We start from the raw sequence: 13453 nt of genomic DNA on the forward strand, positions 1-13453 counted from the left end.
ATTTTTCCTGCTGCATCACTTTTGCATAACATAATAAATTTCTTCTCTTTGCATAATGGATTCAGAATGCTAAGTTCAGACAAAACGGATAAGGAAATAGCACCATGAAAAATCTCATTGCTGAGTTGTTGGTCAAGCTTGCACAAAAGGAAGAAGAGTCAAAAGAGTTGGTCGCCCAGGTTGAAGCGCTGGAAATTGTGGTCACCGCGCTGCTGCGACAAATGGCGAAAAACGAACAACAGACGTTGATTGAGAACGTTGAAGGCGCGCTGGAAAGCGTCAGACCCGATTCCCAGGTGCCGGTTGAGGATGCTGAAATGCTCCGCCAGTACGTAAAAAAGCTGTTAAGGCATCCTCGCAACTAAACCATCACGGAACCTGACGGCGTGTCATAGAATTGTCATGCAGGATGCCTATAGTCGCTCTGTTTTATTTTTTATGTATTTGTACATGGAGAAAATAAATTGAAACAGAGCGCACTTTTCATCGCATTACTTCCCCTGTTAATGTCACCCGCTATTTATGCCGACAATCACAATACCAGCGTGCTGGATAATCGTGCGGCCAAAGGGGATATCACCCAGCCTGGCGGCGCGCGCCGGTTGACTGAAGATCAAACCGCCGCCATTCGCGCTTCGCTGAATGAGAAACCCGCTAAAAACATTATTCTGCTGATTGGCGACGGGATGGGCGATTCCGAAATAACGGCAGCACGAAATTATGCCGAAGGCGCGGGCGGCTTTTTTAAAGGTATCGACGTACTGCCTCTCACCGGACAATATACCCATTACGCGCTGGATAAAAAAAACGGTAAACCCGATTACGTGACGGATTCTGCTGCCTCTGCCACGGCGTGGTCCACCGGTGTGAAAACCTATAATGGTGCGCTGGGTGTAGATATTCACGAAAAAGATCACCAGACCATTCTGGAGATGGCTAAAGCGGCGGGACTGGCTACCGGCAACGTCTCTACGGCTGAACTTCAGGATGCAACGCCAGCGGCGCTGGTGGCGCATGTCACCTCGCGTAAATGCTACGGCCCGTCGGTGACCAGCGAAAAATGCCCGACTAACGCGCTGGAAAAGGGCGGCAAAGGCTCGATTACGGAACAACTGTTGAACGCACGTCCTGACGTGACGCTGGGCGGCGGGGCGAAAACCTTCGCGGAAACCGCAACGGCGGGCGAATGGCAGGGCAAAACGCTGCGTGAGCAGGCGCAGGCTCGCGGCTATCAGCTGGTGAGTGATGCATCTTCTCTGGCGGCGATCACCGAAGCAAGCCAGGATAAACCGCTGCTGGGTCTTTTCTCTGATGGCAACATGCCGGTGCGCTGGGAAGGGCCAAAAGCGTCCTACCACGGCAACATTGATAAACCTGCCGTAACCTGTGCGCCAAACCCAAAACGTACCGACAGCATCCCGACGCTGGCGGCGATGACCGATAAAGCGATCTCACTGCTGAGCAAGAGTGAAAAGGGCTTCTTCCTGCAGGTGGAAGGCGCGTCGATCGATAAACAGGATCATGCGGCTAACCCGTGCGGTCAGATTGGCGAGACGGTCGATCTGGACGAAGCAGTGCAGAAGGCACTTGAGTTCGCGAAGAAAGACGGCAATACCCTGGTGGTCGTTACTGCAGACCATGCGCACGCCAGCCAGATCATCCCAGCGGATACCAAAGCACCGGGCCTGACGCAGGCGCTGAACACCAAAGACGGCGCGGTGATGGTGTTGAGCTATGGCAACTCTGAAGAAGAGTCCATGGAGCATACCGGAACCCAGTTGCGCATCGCAGCATACGGTCCGCATGCGGCAAACGTGGTAGGGCTGACCGATCAAACGGATCTGTTCTACACCATGAAAGCGGCTTTGGGGCTGAAATAATAAAAGCCCGGCGGAAATCACATCTGCCGGGTGGTTTTTTTCCTGTCACGAACCAGACTTACAGTGAATGTTCACAAAAGGATGGTGCAATGAAAACAACATTACTGGTTACTCTGCTCTCGGGTCTGTTTCTGATCTCATCGGCGAACGCGGAAGAGAAAACATTAACGCCGCAGCAGCAACGCATGACCACCTGTAATCAACAGGCGACCGCGCAGAGCCTGAAGGGCGATGCCCGTAAGACCTACATGAGCGGTTGCCTCAAAAACGGTGCCGCGAAACCGGGTGAGAAAAGCCTGACGCCGCAGCAGCAAAAAATGCGCGAGTGTAATGCGAAAGCGACCGAACAGTCCCTGAAAGGCGACGATCGCAGCAAGTTCATGAGTGCCTGTCTGAAGAAAAACGTGTAGTCCTATCGGGTGAGTGGCCCCGGCGGCTCACCCGAAATTTCATACTTTCCCCGTAAGCCCCCTCTCTATAATTTGGGAAATATTTCAGAATATTCCCAAAAATGATGAATGATGAATCTTATTACAATATAAAGCGCATTCGGGAAGAGTGGAATATGACCCTTTCTCAGGATGACCCCCACCGTACCGGGATCCCGTTTGCCCGGCGAGCCCGGCTGGCGCGTGTTGTCGGACTGGCGGCGATGTTTTTTCCCCTCTCTGGCGTGCTGGTCACCTTTTCTGTATCCGGCGTCTGGTGGTTGTTCCTGGTGGGGTGGGCATTTATCTGGCCCCATTTCGCCTGGCAGTGGTCCTGCCGCGCTGCTTCTCCTCATCAGCAGGAACATTTTAATCTGAAGATTGATGCCATTATTGCCGGGCTTTGGATCGGCATGATGGGGATCAATGCGCTACCTACGGCAGCGCTGCTGATGATGGTGGGAATGAACATGATGGGGGCCGGCGGCTGTCGGCTGTTTTTTACCGGCATCATGTTAACCCTTCTGTCTTCCCTGGTGACGCTCCCCGTCGTGGGCCGGGTGGCTGTCTTTAACCCGGAGCCTCTGGCATGGGGCTTAACGCTTCCCGTGCTGGTGTTATATCCGATGCTTTTTGCCTGGCTCAGCCATCGTACTGCCATCAGGCTTGCAGAGCATAAACGGCGGCTGGAGCTGATGAGTACCCGCGACGGCATGACCGGCGTCTTTAATCGCCGGCACTGGGAAGTGTTGTTGAGAAATGAATTTGAACACTGTCGCCGCAACCACTGCACCGCCACGATTTTGCTTATCGATATCGATCATTTTAAGAATATCAATGACACCTGGGGCCACGATGTGGGTGATGAAGCGATCATTGCCCTGACGCGGCAACTGCAGCTAACGGTGCGTTCCGGGGATGCGATAGGCCGTTTTGGCGGGGATGAGTTTGCGGTGATCATGTCCCGGACGGCGGCTGACAGTGCCATCGCCGTGATGTCACGCGTACATGAGCGGCTGGAAACGCTGTCGTTACCGTGTGCGCCCAAGGAATCTCTGCGTATTAGCGTCGGTGTCGCGCCCTGGGGACCGCAGTTCGGGCACTATCGGGAGTGGTTAAAAGCGGCCGATGTGGCGCTGTATAAGGCCAAAAATGCCGGACGCGGCCGCACCGAGGTGGCCGCCTGACGTCCGGCTCAGATAATCAGGATTTACTCAGTTTCTCTGATTTTTCCATGCATTTTGTCATCGCTTCAATAACGGCCGAACGGAAGCCGCGCTCTTCCAGCACCCGCACCGCCTCAATAGTGGTTCCGCCAGGCGAGCAGACCATATCTTTCAGTTCACCCGGATGCTTACCGGTCTCCAGCACCATTTTGGCAGAGCCCATCACGGCCTGTGCAGCGAATTTATACGCCTGCGCTCGTGGCATACCGCCAAGCACCGCGGCGTCGGCCATCGCTTCTAAAAACATAAAGACATACGCAGGCGCTGAACCGCTCACTCCCACTACCGGATGGATCATGGATTCGGCAATGACTTCCGCTTCACCGAAGCAGCGGAAGATGTTCAGGACATCCGCCACGTCTTCCGACGTCACCAGCGCGTTAGGCGTGACGGAGGTCATGCCGGCGTTAACCAGTGACGGGGTATTCGGCATAGCGCGTACGATTTTACGGTCATGACCCAGCGCGCGCGCCAGCTGATCGAGCGTGACGCCCGCGGCAATCGATACAACCAGCGTCTCTTTGTTCAGGCTGGTGGTGATGTCGCTCAGCACTTTGATCATGATGTTCGGCTTGACGGCGCCAAAGACAATATCGGCTACCTGAGCCACTTCCTGCGCGCTTTCGGCTGCGTTGATCCCGTACCGATCGCGTAACGCGGCGACGTTGTCCGGTGATGGGGTGTAGACCCAAATCTGACCCGGCAGCACCTGTCCGCTGGCGATCAGGCCACCCAGGATGGCTTTGCCCATGTTACCGCAGCCGATAAACCCGATTTTCTTATCCATCACGATTCTCCGTCATTATGCGTTGTTTTCTCTGATTGATAGCTTAACAACGAAATGCAGGCGACAATAGTCGGCAGAATCATTATGGGGAGACAATATGGCGATTTGGGTTGATGCGGACGCGTGTCCGAATGTGATTAAAGAGATTTTATTCCGCGCGGCCGAGCGCGTGCAGATGCCGCTTACGCTGGTGGCGAACCAGAATATTCGCGTACCGCCTTCCCGATTTATTCGCGCGTTGCGGGTTCCGGCCGGCTTTGACGTGGCGGATAACGAGATTGTGCGTCTGTGTAGCCCTGAGGATCTGGTGATCACGGCGGATATCCCGCTGGCCGCGGAAGTGATTGAAAAGGGAGCGGCGGCGCTGAACCCGAGAGGGGAGCGTTATTCGCCGGCGACCATTCGTGAAAGACTCACCATGCGTGATTTTATGGATACGCTTCGCGCCAGCGGCGTGCAGACCGGCGGGCCAGACAGCCTGTCCCAGCGCGATCGCCAGCAGTTCGCTGCAGAGCTTGATAAGTGGCTGCTCGAAGTCAAGCGTCGCACTGCGTAATGATAACCATTGTCACTTTGTGGTACAGTATGGCCTCCGCAGGGTTGTCATCCCGTACCGCTTTGCAGTAAAGTAAACGCAACATCTTCTGCAATTATTTCTTTACGCTCTTCGGCCATCCGGCATCAAGGGGAACACCTGGTTATGACCCAACCCATCTTTTTAGTTGGCCCCCGCGGCTGTGGGAAAACCACCGTTGGCCTGGAACTGGCACGCGCGTGCGATCGTCAGTTTGTTGATACCGACCACTGGCTGCAAACCGAAGCCGGGAAAAGCATCGCGGAAATCGTTGAGCAAGAGGGGTGGGAGAGCTTTCGCGCTCGTGAAACGGCCGCGCTGAAGGCGGTCACCACGCCGTCTGCTGTTATCGCAACCGGTGGCGGCATTGTTCTCGCCGAGTGTAACCGTCGCTTTATGCGTGAAAAAGGGATTGTCATCTACCTCAGCGCACCCGTTTCGGCCCTGGTAGGGCGGCTGGAAGCATTTCCGGAAGAGGGGCAACGTCCTGCGCTGACCTCCCGGCCGCTCAGCGAAGAGGTGAGCGAAGTGCTGGCCGAACGCGATGCGTTATACCGCGAAGCGGCACATCACGTTGTGGATGCTTCCGCTTCACCCGAGGACGTGGTAATTCAGATTATTACCGCCCTGCGTTTGGCTTGTGCCAGCTAAGCGGCGTCTATACTTATAGCTCAGACATAAAAAAAGGATGAGCTATGCCAACCAGACCTCCCTATCCACGTGAAGCACGCATCGTTACCGTTGAAAAAGGTAATGGCGATCAAACCGTTACCTGGTATCAGCTGCGTGCCGATCACCCCAAACCAGACTCTCTGATCAGTGAACATGAAACTGAACAGGAAGCGCTGGATGCCAAACGGCGCTACGAAGATCCTGATAAGTCGTGAATGAATTCCTAAAGGGCTAAATACCGTGCCTGAATCACACTTTTTACTCATCGCAAATGTTAAGCAGGAGTTAATATTTAGTTATTACAGGTAGCTCCGTAATGGGCAGGCGATCTTTACATTTCGCGATGGGGATCACCTGCTACGCTTGGTGCTGTTTTGTTGAAAAAACGAACTGTGCAGCGTAGTGAGCCTGTACCTGTGTGAAAGATTTAGCGGTAATGGAAGGCGATGAAGATGAAGGCGACGTTGGCGATCCTCACTATTGGTGTGGTCCCTGTAAGCGAAGTGTTACCGCTCTTAACCGAGCATGTATCTGAACAACAGATAACGCATCTAAGCCTGCTGGGGAAGATGAGTCGGGAAGAGGTCATGGAAGACTACGCTGTAGAGGCGGGGGAGGATCCCCTGGCGACGTTATTAAGTGACGGTAAACTGGCGCATGTTTCGCGTCAGAAAATAGAGCGCGCGCTGCAGAGCGTAATAGAAGTGCTCGATAATCAAGGCTATGACGTTATTTTACTGATGAGTACTGCACCTGTTAAGGGACTCATCGCGCGTAATGCGATTTTGCTGGAGCCGATGCGGATCATTCCGCCGCTGGTGGCCTCCATTGTTGACGGGCATCAGGTGGGTGTCATTGTTCCCATTGAAGAGCTCATGGACAACCAGACGGCAAAATGGCACGTACTCGAAAAAATGCCTTTGTATGCGCTGGCCAATCCCTTCTGGGATAGCGAGGCTGCGCTGATTGAGGCAGGACGGGAACTGCTGGAGAGAGGGGCCGATGTGTTGATTCTGGACTGCCTTGGATTCCACCAGCACCACCGTGATTTACTGCAAAAGGCGCTGGATGTCCCGGTGCTGTTGTCCAATGTTCTGATGGCCCGGCTGGCCGCAGAGCTGTTGATCTAATGATTTTGCGTGACAGGTGATGATCATGGCCCCTATAGTGAATTTTTATCTAAAAATATAAGGGCCAGTTCATGCTTCAAAGTAACGAATACTTTTCCGGTAAAGTGAAATCCATTGGTTTTACCAGCAGCAGCACTGGCCGCGCCAGTGTCGGCGTTATGGCTGAAGGGGAATACACCTTTGGTACAGCCGAAGCTGAAGAGATGACGGTGATCAGCGGTGCGCTCAACGTCTTACTGCCGGGGGAAACAGAATGGAAAGTTTACTCTGCCGGACAAGCGTTCAACGTCCCTGGCCACAGCGAATTCCATCTGCAGGTTGCTGAACCGACCTCTTATCTGTGCCGCTACCTGAAATAAAACGTTTTATTCCCTCTCCCTGCCGGGAGAGGGTCACTGCAGGCATTACCGCTGCGCTTCGCCGCCGAGGCCTTCCACCAGATTCTGAATTAACGCTGCCAGCTCTCCGGTCATCAGGATAAAGTCCGCGTCAAAGCGCTGGGCGTAATCTTCACGATCGATATCTTCGTTCTGATCGCGCAGCTCATCGCAGAATTTCAGACGCTTCACCGAGCCGTCATCGCACATCACAAACTGAATACGCTGCTGCCAGTCGAGTGCCAGTTTGGTTACCACTTTGCCCGCTTCAATGTGTACGGCGATCTCGTCGCTCACCAGATCCTGCTTTTTCGCGCGGATCACGCCGCCATCTTCGAGCAGGGCTTTGAGCTCGGCTTCATCAAGGATCTGGAAGCCCTGGGCCGCTGTACCGCTGCGCACCCATTCGGTCAGGGTCAGCTCAATCGGCGTTTCCAGCGCCAGCGGAACGACCGGTAACGAGCCGATGCTTTTGCGCAGCAGGGCCAGCGTATCTTCCGCTTTTTTGGCGCTGGCGCAGTCCACCATGATCAGCCCGTTAACGGTATCGATCCACATCATTGTCTGGCTGAAACGGCTAAAGGCGCGCGGCAGCAGAGAGTGAAGAACTTCGTCTTTCAGCGAATCTTTTTCGGTTTTTTTCAGCTTGCGACCCTGTTCGGCTTCAAGCTTGAAAATTTTCGCTTCGAGCGCCTGCTTGACCACCGGCGTGGGCAGAATTTTTTCTTCTTTGCGGGCGCAGACGATGATTTGACCCGTGCTGCTGGCGTGGGTCAATGCATCGCTTTGTGAACCCATTGGAGGAACCCAACCGGTTTTTGCCATATCCTGGCTACCGCAAGGGGAAAAGCTATAAGCGGCTAACTGTTTTTCCATCTCTTCTGCACGCAGCGAAACGTCGCGGCTGAGACGGTAAACCATCAAATTTTTGAACCACAGCATGATAATTTCCACGGCCTTGTCGTTAAATCAGCGGGCATGATAACGAATTGTCGCATCGCTTGCATTGCTAATCGGGAAGCGGGCTTCTACTCTGTTGATAATCAAAATAATGAGGAGTGTCTTGTGCGTATTGGGATTGATTTGGGCGGCACCAAAACAGAAGTCATCGCACTGAGCGAGCAGGGGGAGCAACTGTTCCGCCACCGTCTGCCTACGCCGCGCGATGATTATCACCAGACTATCGAGACGATTGCCCGGCTGGTCGACATGGCTGAGCAGGCGACAGGGCAGACCGGCACCGTTGGGATGGGGATCCCGGGCTCAATCTCGCCCTATACCGGGGTGGTTAAAAACGCCAACTCCACCTGGCTCAACGGTCAGCCTTTTGATAAAGATTTAAGTCAGCGCCTGAACCGGGAAGTGCGTCTGGCAAATGACGCCAACTGTCTGGCCGTCTCCGAAGCCATTGACGGTGCCGCCGCAGGGGCCCAGACCGTTTTTGCGGTCATTATCGGGACCGGCTGTGGCGCAGGCGTGGCCCTGGGCGGGCGTGCCCATATTGGCGGCAACGGTACGGCGGGCGAGTGGGGACATAACCCCTTGCCGTGGATGGATGAAGATGAACTTAAATACCGCGCCGAGGTGCCGTGCTATTGCGGCAAGCAGGGCTGTATTGAGACGTTTATCTCCGGCACCGGTTTTGCCACCGATTACCACCGCCTGAGTGGCCAGCCACTCAAGGGGAACGAAATTATGCGCCGGGTCGGGGAACACGATCCGGTGGCTGAGCTGGCTCTCAGCCGCTATGAAATGCGGCTGGCGAAATCCCTGGCGCACGTGGTGAATATCCTTGACCCTGACGTGATTGTGCTCGGCGGCGGGATGAGCAACGTCGACCGTTTATATGCCACGGTGCCGAATCTGCTGAAGCAGTGGGTCTTCGGCGGCGAGTGTGAAACCCCGATCCGCAAAGCGGTGCACGGGGACTCCAGCGGCGTGCGCGGCGCCGCGTGGCTCTGGCCGCTATAGCCATTCTCCCTCTCCCTACGTGAGAGGGGCGGGATGAGGGTGCCCTTATGCAGGGCACCCTCACTCCACCGCAAACACCTTATCCAGCTTGCTATACCCCAGCCCGTTAATCTTCTTCACTTTGATCTGCACCGGGATCCGCTCTTTCATCGCCTCGACGTGGCTAATCACGCCAATGGTTTTCCCGGTGGCGTTCAGCGCGTCGAGCGCATCCAGGGCGGTATCCAGCGTTTCGCTGTCGAGCGTGCCGAAGCCTTCATCCAGGAACAGCGAATCGATGCGTGTCTTGTGGCTCACCAGATCGGAAAGCGCCAGCGCCAGTGCCAGGCTAACAAGGAAGCTTTCGCCGCCGGAGAGGGTACGGGTATCGCGCACCGCGTCCGCCTGCCAGGTATCCACCACTTCGAGTTCCAGCGCATCGCTGACCTTGCGCTGCAGCAAATAGCGCCCGTGCAGGCGATTTAGCTGCTGGTTGGCAAGCCAGACCAGATTATCCAGCGTGAGCCCCTGGGCAAACTTACGGAACTTGTCGCCGGTGCTGGAACCTATCAGCGAATTCAGATAGCTCCAGTCATCGGCCAGCCGCGCGGCCTCTTCAATATGCTGCATGAGCACCTGCTGGTGCTGACGGTTATCGCTGTCCTGTTTAAGCTGCTGGCGGATCTCACCCTGATGAGTGGTGTTCTCCCGAAGCTGTTGCCCGAGTTGCTGTAGCTGCAACTGCAGGGTTGGCGCGTCGAGTTCCAGCCCTTCCGGTCGCTGCGTCTGATGAGCCTGCAGCTGCTGGTTTGCCTGTGCGAACAGCGCGGTTGCCTGCTGAAGCTGGTTTTCCAGGGTCTGCTTACGGTGTTCAAGACGGCGGATAGTCTCTTCATCAAGCAGTGCAGCCAGAAAGGCCTCCCGATCGGCGAAGCAGCTTGCGGTCAGTGCGGCGGTGAAGTGCGTCGTGGCGTGCTGCAGCCGCTCGCTTTCGAGGCTTTCCTGCTGTTGCAATGTGGCAAGCTGGCTCTGAAGAGAAACGCATTCGTCGTGCGTTTCGCGCCAGTTATCAGGAATGGCCGGTTCGGTTTCTGTGTCGTTTGTGGCGGGCAGGGTGTCGAGCAGCGGCATCAGAGCCGTCATGCGCTCCTGCATGACGCCATGCTGAGTCTGTTTTTCCTGCCACTGTGCGAACTCGGTTTCACGTTCGTTCAGCCAGGCAGCCTCTGTGCCTTCCTCCGGGACGTTGAGTGACAGCGTAAGCAGGGTTGTTTCCAGCGCCTGGCGCGTGGCCGTCAGCTGCTGTTGATACTGACGCGCCTGCGCGTCCTGTTCATTCAGCTGTTGCTGCAGCGTCAGACGCTGGCTCAGCTGGTAAAGCTGACGCTCATACTGCTCTTGTTCGTTCATCCACGGGGCAATATCTTCCTGAATATTCAGAGTGATATTCAGGGACGCGCAAACCGATTGCCACTCTTTAGTGAGCGCTTGCTCCTCCTGAGAGAGCGTCTGAGCGTCGTCTGTCTCACGCTGGATCTGCCGGGTCAGGGCATTCACCTGACCGAGAACTAACAATCCTTCATCTTTAAGCGCAGCGACCTCTTTGGCTAACTGGTCGCGACGCTGCTGGTTGGCACTCAGCTCCAGCGCCTGATAGGCAGTGACCGCCGGGTGCGAGGTTGAGCCGCACAGCGGGCAGGGCTGTCCTGCCTGCAGCTGCGCACGCTCTGCCTCCAGACTTTTAATCTTCTCTTCCTGTCTGCAGAGCGTTTCAAGATCCAGATAATGTTGGTTTTTCTCTTTGTACTGCTGGCGGCGCAGCGTCAGCGTTTCATTGAGTTTTACCTGCTCTGCCTGGGCTTTCTGCAGGCTTTCACCGTTCTGGCGCAGACGTTGTTGCAGCGGCAGATAACGGGCCTGAAGCGACATCAGCCGCTGGCGGAAAGTCCGTGACTGAGCCTGTTGCTCCATCGCCACGCTGACCTCGTCAGCCGTGAGCGTCAGGGCGTTTTCCGGCATCTCTGCCAGCTTCTGGCGTAATTCAGCAATGCGCGTGGAAAGCGTGGCGATCTGATGTTTATCGCGATTCAGCTGTGCAAAATGGGCGCGCCAGCCTGCTATCTCCTGGCCCCACTGACGATACCGCTCGTGCTCTGCCAGCCACTGTGCCAGCGCCGTAAGGTCGGTCTGCAGTTGTGCATGGCTACGCTGGGCCGTATTACGGATACGCGAGCGCAGCGCGGTTTTTGCTTGTAAGCGAGCATTTACTTCAACAATGCGCTGCTTCGTTTGCCCCAGCCGGGTGGTTTGCTCTTGCTGGCTGTCCCACAGTGGACGCAGCTGGGCGGCGGGGTGAGCAAGCTGGAGCGTTGCCAGCTCGGGCGCAGCCTCGGTCAGTGCCTGTTGCGCCTGTTGCTGCAAGGTGGCAACGCGCTGCTGCTCACGTATAAGCTCGTCATTGCGCGTAAGCCACTGAAAATCTTTCTGTTGATTCTGCTGTTGCGCCAGCAGCGTTTTTTCTTCGTCAGTAAGTGCCTGCAAACTTTGCTGTAACTGCTGCTGTTGTTCTTCACTCAACAACACGACGCCTGCAGCCTGTGCTTCATACACCTCAAGGGCGTTACGTGCGGCTTTGTGTTTCTCAAACACCATGGCGGAAATCTGACCGTAGATCTCGGTTCCGGTCAGTTCTTCCAGCAGTTCGGCGCGGTCGGAAGGTCTGGCATTGAGGAAGGCGGCAAATTGCCCCTGAGAGAGCAGCATTGAGCGGGTAAAACGGCCATAATCCAGCCCGGTGAGGGCGGCCGTTTGTTCCAGTTTATCCGACACTTTGTCGGCCAGAATTTTACCGTCCTCACAGCGTGCCAGCTCGACGCGTGGGGCCTGAAGATTACCGTCGGGCTGATTTCGCGCGCGGTTCTGACTCCAGAAAGCGCGATAGGCAATACCTTTGACTTCAAACTCAACTTCAGCAAGGCATTCGGCCGTGTCGCGCGTCATCAAATCGTTTTGTGCCTGGGAGACTTTCTGCAGGCGCGGCGTTTCGTGATACAGCGCCAGACAAATGGCGTCGAGCAGGGTCGTTTTCCCTGCGCCGGTAGCCCCGGTAATCGCAAACAGTCCGTTGCTGGCAAACGGCTCCGCGGTAAAATCGATTTTCCACTCACCCTTCAGTGAGTTGAGGTTTTTCAGACGCAGGCTGAGGATTTTCATGCGTTTTCTTCCTCATCGTTCAGGGCATGCAGGGTGTGCGAAAACAGCTCGTTCAGCCGTGCGCGTTTCGCGTCGTCAATCTCCTCGTGGGAGAGCCGGCGTTCAAAGACCTCTTCCACCCTGAGCTCGCTGAGCGTTTCGCGCTGAGCGCCGAGCAGAATTTTCTCGCGCTGCTCGCGGCTGCGGCGCACCAGCAGCACCTCTACCGGCAGGTCTTCCGTGAGTACCTGAATTTTACGCTGCACATCATGCAGGTAGTCGGCGCTGGCGATCTCAATATCCAGCCAGACCGGCGGGTTTTGTTCCACGCCGCGCCACTGTTCAAGCTGGGCGGTGATGGCGTCCAGATCGCCTTTCAGCACCGCCAGCGGCTGGGTGACGGGCACTTCCAGCGTGTCAACGGCGCTGAGCTTGCCGTCGCTAAAGCTGACCAGATGGACACTTTTGGCTTTGCCGGTCTCATCAAAACTCAGCGAGATGGGCGAGCCGCAGTAGCGAATGTGCTCGCAGCCGCCGATAACCTGCGCCCGGTGGATATGCCCGAGGGCAATATAATCCGCGGGCGGGAAGTTTTGTGCCGGGAAAGCATCCAGCGTGCCAATATAAATGTCACGCACCGCGTCGCTTTTGCTGGCCCCAACGGTGGTGAGGTGCCCGGTGGCAATCACCGGAATCGCCTGGTCACCGCGAAGGGCGCAGGCCTGGGCATGCTGCTGGTGGTAATAGTCGGTGATAGCCTGCAGCAAATGCTGCTGTTTTTCAGCGCCGGAAAGCCCCGCCTGGCTTTGGACAATATCGCGCGGGCGTAAAAATGGGATCGGACACAGTACCGCACCCGGCGTCCCGTCGCGCTTTTTCAGGAGCTGCGGCGCATGTCCTGCGCTGGCCACCACGGTAGTATTGAGAAACGCCAGAATATCGCGGGATTCATTTAACGTTGCGACGGAATCATGGTTGCCGGCAACAATCACCAGATGACAGCCCGTTTGCTGCAGATTGACGACAAAACGGTTATATAACTCGCGCGCATAGCTGGGGGGCGAGCCGGTATCGAAGATGTCGCCCGCCACAATAATGGCGTCCACCTCATGAGAGCGGGCCGTATCCAGCAGCCAGTTCAGGAACGCTTCGTGTTCAGCCGCCCGGCTTTTGCTGTAAAAATTTTGACCCAGATGCCAGTCAGAGGTGTGTAGTATGCGCATTGCTGATCCGTGGC

The 13453-nt window shown here is 55.8% G+C and carries 14 protein-coding genes; 10 read left to right on the top strand and 4 right to left on the bottom strand.

Features of this window, described 5'->3' with window-relative positions:
• Nucleotides 1-104 precede the first annotated feature (104 nt).
• From iraP to adrA, 4 genes are all read left to right on the top strand, one after another.
• Nucleotides 105-365, top strand: coding sequence for an anti-adapter protein IraP (gene iraP, locus AC2FAP_RS16280; protein WP_014168818.1), 261 nt, complete (start codon nt 105-107; stop codon nt 363-365).
• Between the two features lie 99 nt (nt 366-464).
• Complete coding sequence (gene phoA, locus AC2FAP_RS16285; protein ID WP_485452991.1) at nt 465-1880, top strand: alkaline phosphatase; 1416 nt, start codon at nt 465-467, stop codon at nt 1878-1880.
• An 89-nt stretch (nt 1881-1969) separates the two neighbouring features.
• Entirely contained in the window at nt 1970-2290 is a 321-nt protein-coding gene (psiF, locus tag AC2FAP_RS16290) for a phosphate starvation-inducible protein PsiF (protein WP_014168820.1), read from the top strand.
• 101 nt (nt 2291-2391) lie between these two features.
• The gene (gene adrA / locus AC2FAP_RS16295; RefSeq protein ID WP_020885240.1) at nt 2392-3495 is read left to right on the top strand and encodes a diguanylate cyclase AdrA; all 1104 of its coding nucleotides are present in this window, start codon (nt 2392-2394) and stop codon (nt 3493-3495) included.
• 16 nt (nt 3496-3511) lie between these two features.
• Here the strand turns inward: adrA and proC are convergent, their stop codons facing one another.
• On the bottom strand, nt 3512-4321 hold the full coding sequence (gene proC / locus AC2FAP_RS16300) for a pyrroline-5-carboxylate reductase (protein ID WP_020885239.1): 810 nt from the start codon (nt 4319-4321) through the stop codon (nt 3512-3514).
• Between the two features lie 97 nt (nt 4322-4418).
• Between proC and AC2FAP_RS16305 the strand changes: the two genes are divergently transcribed.
• From AC2FAP_RS16305 to ppnP, 5 genes are all read left to right on the top strand, one after another.
• On the top strand, nt 4419-4877 hold the full coding sequence (locus AC2FAP_RS16305) for a YaiI/YqxD family protein (RefSeq protein WP_014168823.1): 459 nt from the start codon (nt 4419-4421) through the stop codon (nt 4875-4877).
• A 144-nt stretch (nt 4878-5021) separates the two neighbouring features.
• A complete protein-coding gene (aroL, locus tag AC2FAP_RS16310) occupies nt 5022-5546 on the top strand; it encodes a shikimate kinase AroL (RefSeq protein ID WP_020885238.1) in 525 nt (174 codons plus the stop codon).
• 44 nt (nt 5547-5590) lie between these two features.
• On the top strand, nt 5591-5782 hold the full coding sequence (yaiA, locus tag AC2FAP_RS16315; protein ID WP_013095817.1) for a protein YaiA: 192 nt from the start codon (nt 5591-5593) through the stop codon (nt 5780-5782).
• Between the two features lie 237 nt (nt 5783-6019).
• Nucleotides 6020-6697, top strand: coding sequence for an AroM family protein (locus AC2FAP_RS16320; RefSeq protein ID WP_032670756.1), 678 nt, complete (start codon nt 6020-6022; stop codon nt 6695-6697).
• A 71-nt stretch (nt 6698-6768) separates the two neighbouring features.
• Complete coding sequence (ppnP, locus tag AC2FAP_RS16325; protein ID WP_014168827.1) at nt 6769-7056, top strand: pyrimidine/purine nucleoside phosphorylase; 288 nt, start codon at nt 6769-6771, stop codon at nt 7054-7056.
• 45 nt (nt 7057-7101) lie between these two features.
• Here ppnP and rdgC read toward each other — a convergent pair whose 3' ends face one another.
• Nucleotides 7102-8016: a recombination-associated protein RdgC gene (gene rdgC, locus AC2FAP_RS16330; protein WP_014882739.1), complete on the bottom strand. Its 915-nt coding sequence runs from the start codon at nt 8014-8016 to the stop codon at nt 7102-7104.
• Between the two features lie 123 nt (nt 8017-8139).
• Between rdgC and mak the strand changes: the two genes are divergently transcribed.
• A complete protein-coding gene (gene mak, locus AC2FAP_RS16335) occupies nt 8140-9045 on the top strand; it encodes a fructokinase (protein ID WP_333169685.1) in 906 nt (301 codons plus the stop codon).
• Between the two features lie 60 nt (nt 9046-9105).
• On the opposite strand, the gene sbcC is transcribed toward mak, so the two are convergent.
• Both sbcC and sbcD read right to left on the bottom strand, forming a co-directional pair.
• Entirely contained in the window at nt 9106-12237 is a 3132-nt protein-coding gene (sbcC, locus tag AC2FAP_RS16340) for an exonuclease subunit SbcC (protein ID WP_449541498.1), read from the bottom strand.
• On the bottom strand, nt 12234-13439 hold the full coding sequence (sbcD, locus tag AC2FAP_RS16345; protein WP_449541497.1) for an exonuclease subunit SbcD: 1206 nt from the start codon (nt 13437-13439) through the stop codon (nt 12234-12236). The genes sbcC and sbcD overlap by 4 nt, the downstream gene beginning before the upstream one ends.
• Between the last annotated feature and the right edge of the window lie 14 nt (nt 13440-13453).

This window comes from Enterobacter cloacae complex sp. 394I7 (genome assembly GCF_057320345.1).

Bases quoted from the DNA above. Each gene is read 5' to 3' on its own strand.
- iraP (WP_014168818.1), top strand. From the start codon at position 105: ATGAAAAATCTCATTGCTGAGTTGTTGGTCAAGCTTGCACAAAAGGAA.
- psiF (WP_014168820.1), top strand. From the start codon at position 1,970: ATGAAAACAACATTACTGGTTACTCTGCTCTCGGGTCTGTTTCTGATC.
- adrA (WP_020885240.1), top strand. From the start codon at position 2,392: ATGATGAATGATGAATCTTATTACAATATAAAGCGCATTCGGGAAGAG.
- proC (WP_020885239.1), bottom strand. From the start codon at position 4,321: ATGGATAAGAAAATCGGGTTTATCGGCTGCGGTAACATGGGCAAAGCC.
- AC2FAP_RS16305 (WP_014168823.1), top strand. From the start codon at position 4,419: ATGGCGATTTGGGTTGATGCGGACGCGTGTCCGAATGTGATTAAAGAG.
- aroL (WP_020885238.1), top strand. From the start codon at position 5,022: ATGACCCAACCCATCTTTTTAGTTGGCCCCCGCGGCTGTGGGAAAACC.
- yaiA (WP_013095817.1), top strand. From the start codon at position 5,591: ATGCCAACCAGACCTCCCTATCCACGTGAAGCACGCATCGTTACCGTT.
- AC2FAP_RS16320 (WP_032670756.1), top strand. From the start codon at position 6,020: ATGAAGGCGACGTTGGCGATCCTCACTATTGGTGTGGTCCCTGTAAGC.
- ppnP (WP_014168827.1), top strand. From the start codon at position 6,769: ATGCTTCAAAGTAACGAATACTTTTCCGGTAAAGTGAAATCCATTGGT.
- rdgC (WP_014882739.1), bottom strand. From the start codon at position 8,016: ATGCTGTGGTTCAAAAATTTGATGGTTTACCGTCTCAGCCGCGACGTT.
- sbcC (WP_449541498.1), bottom strand. From the start codon at position 12,237: ATGAAAATCCTCAGCCTGCGTCTGAAAAACCTCAACTCACTGAAGGGT.
- sbcD (WP_449541497.1), bottom strand. From the start codon at position 13,439: ATGCGCATACTACACACCTCTGACTGGCATCTGGGTCAAAATTTTTAC.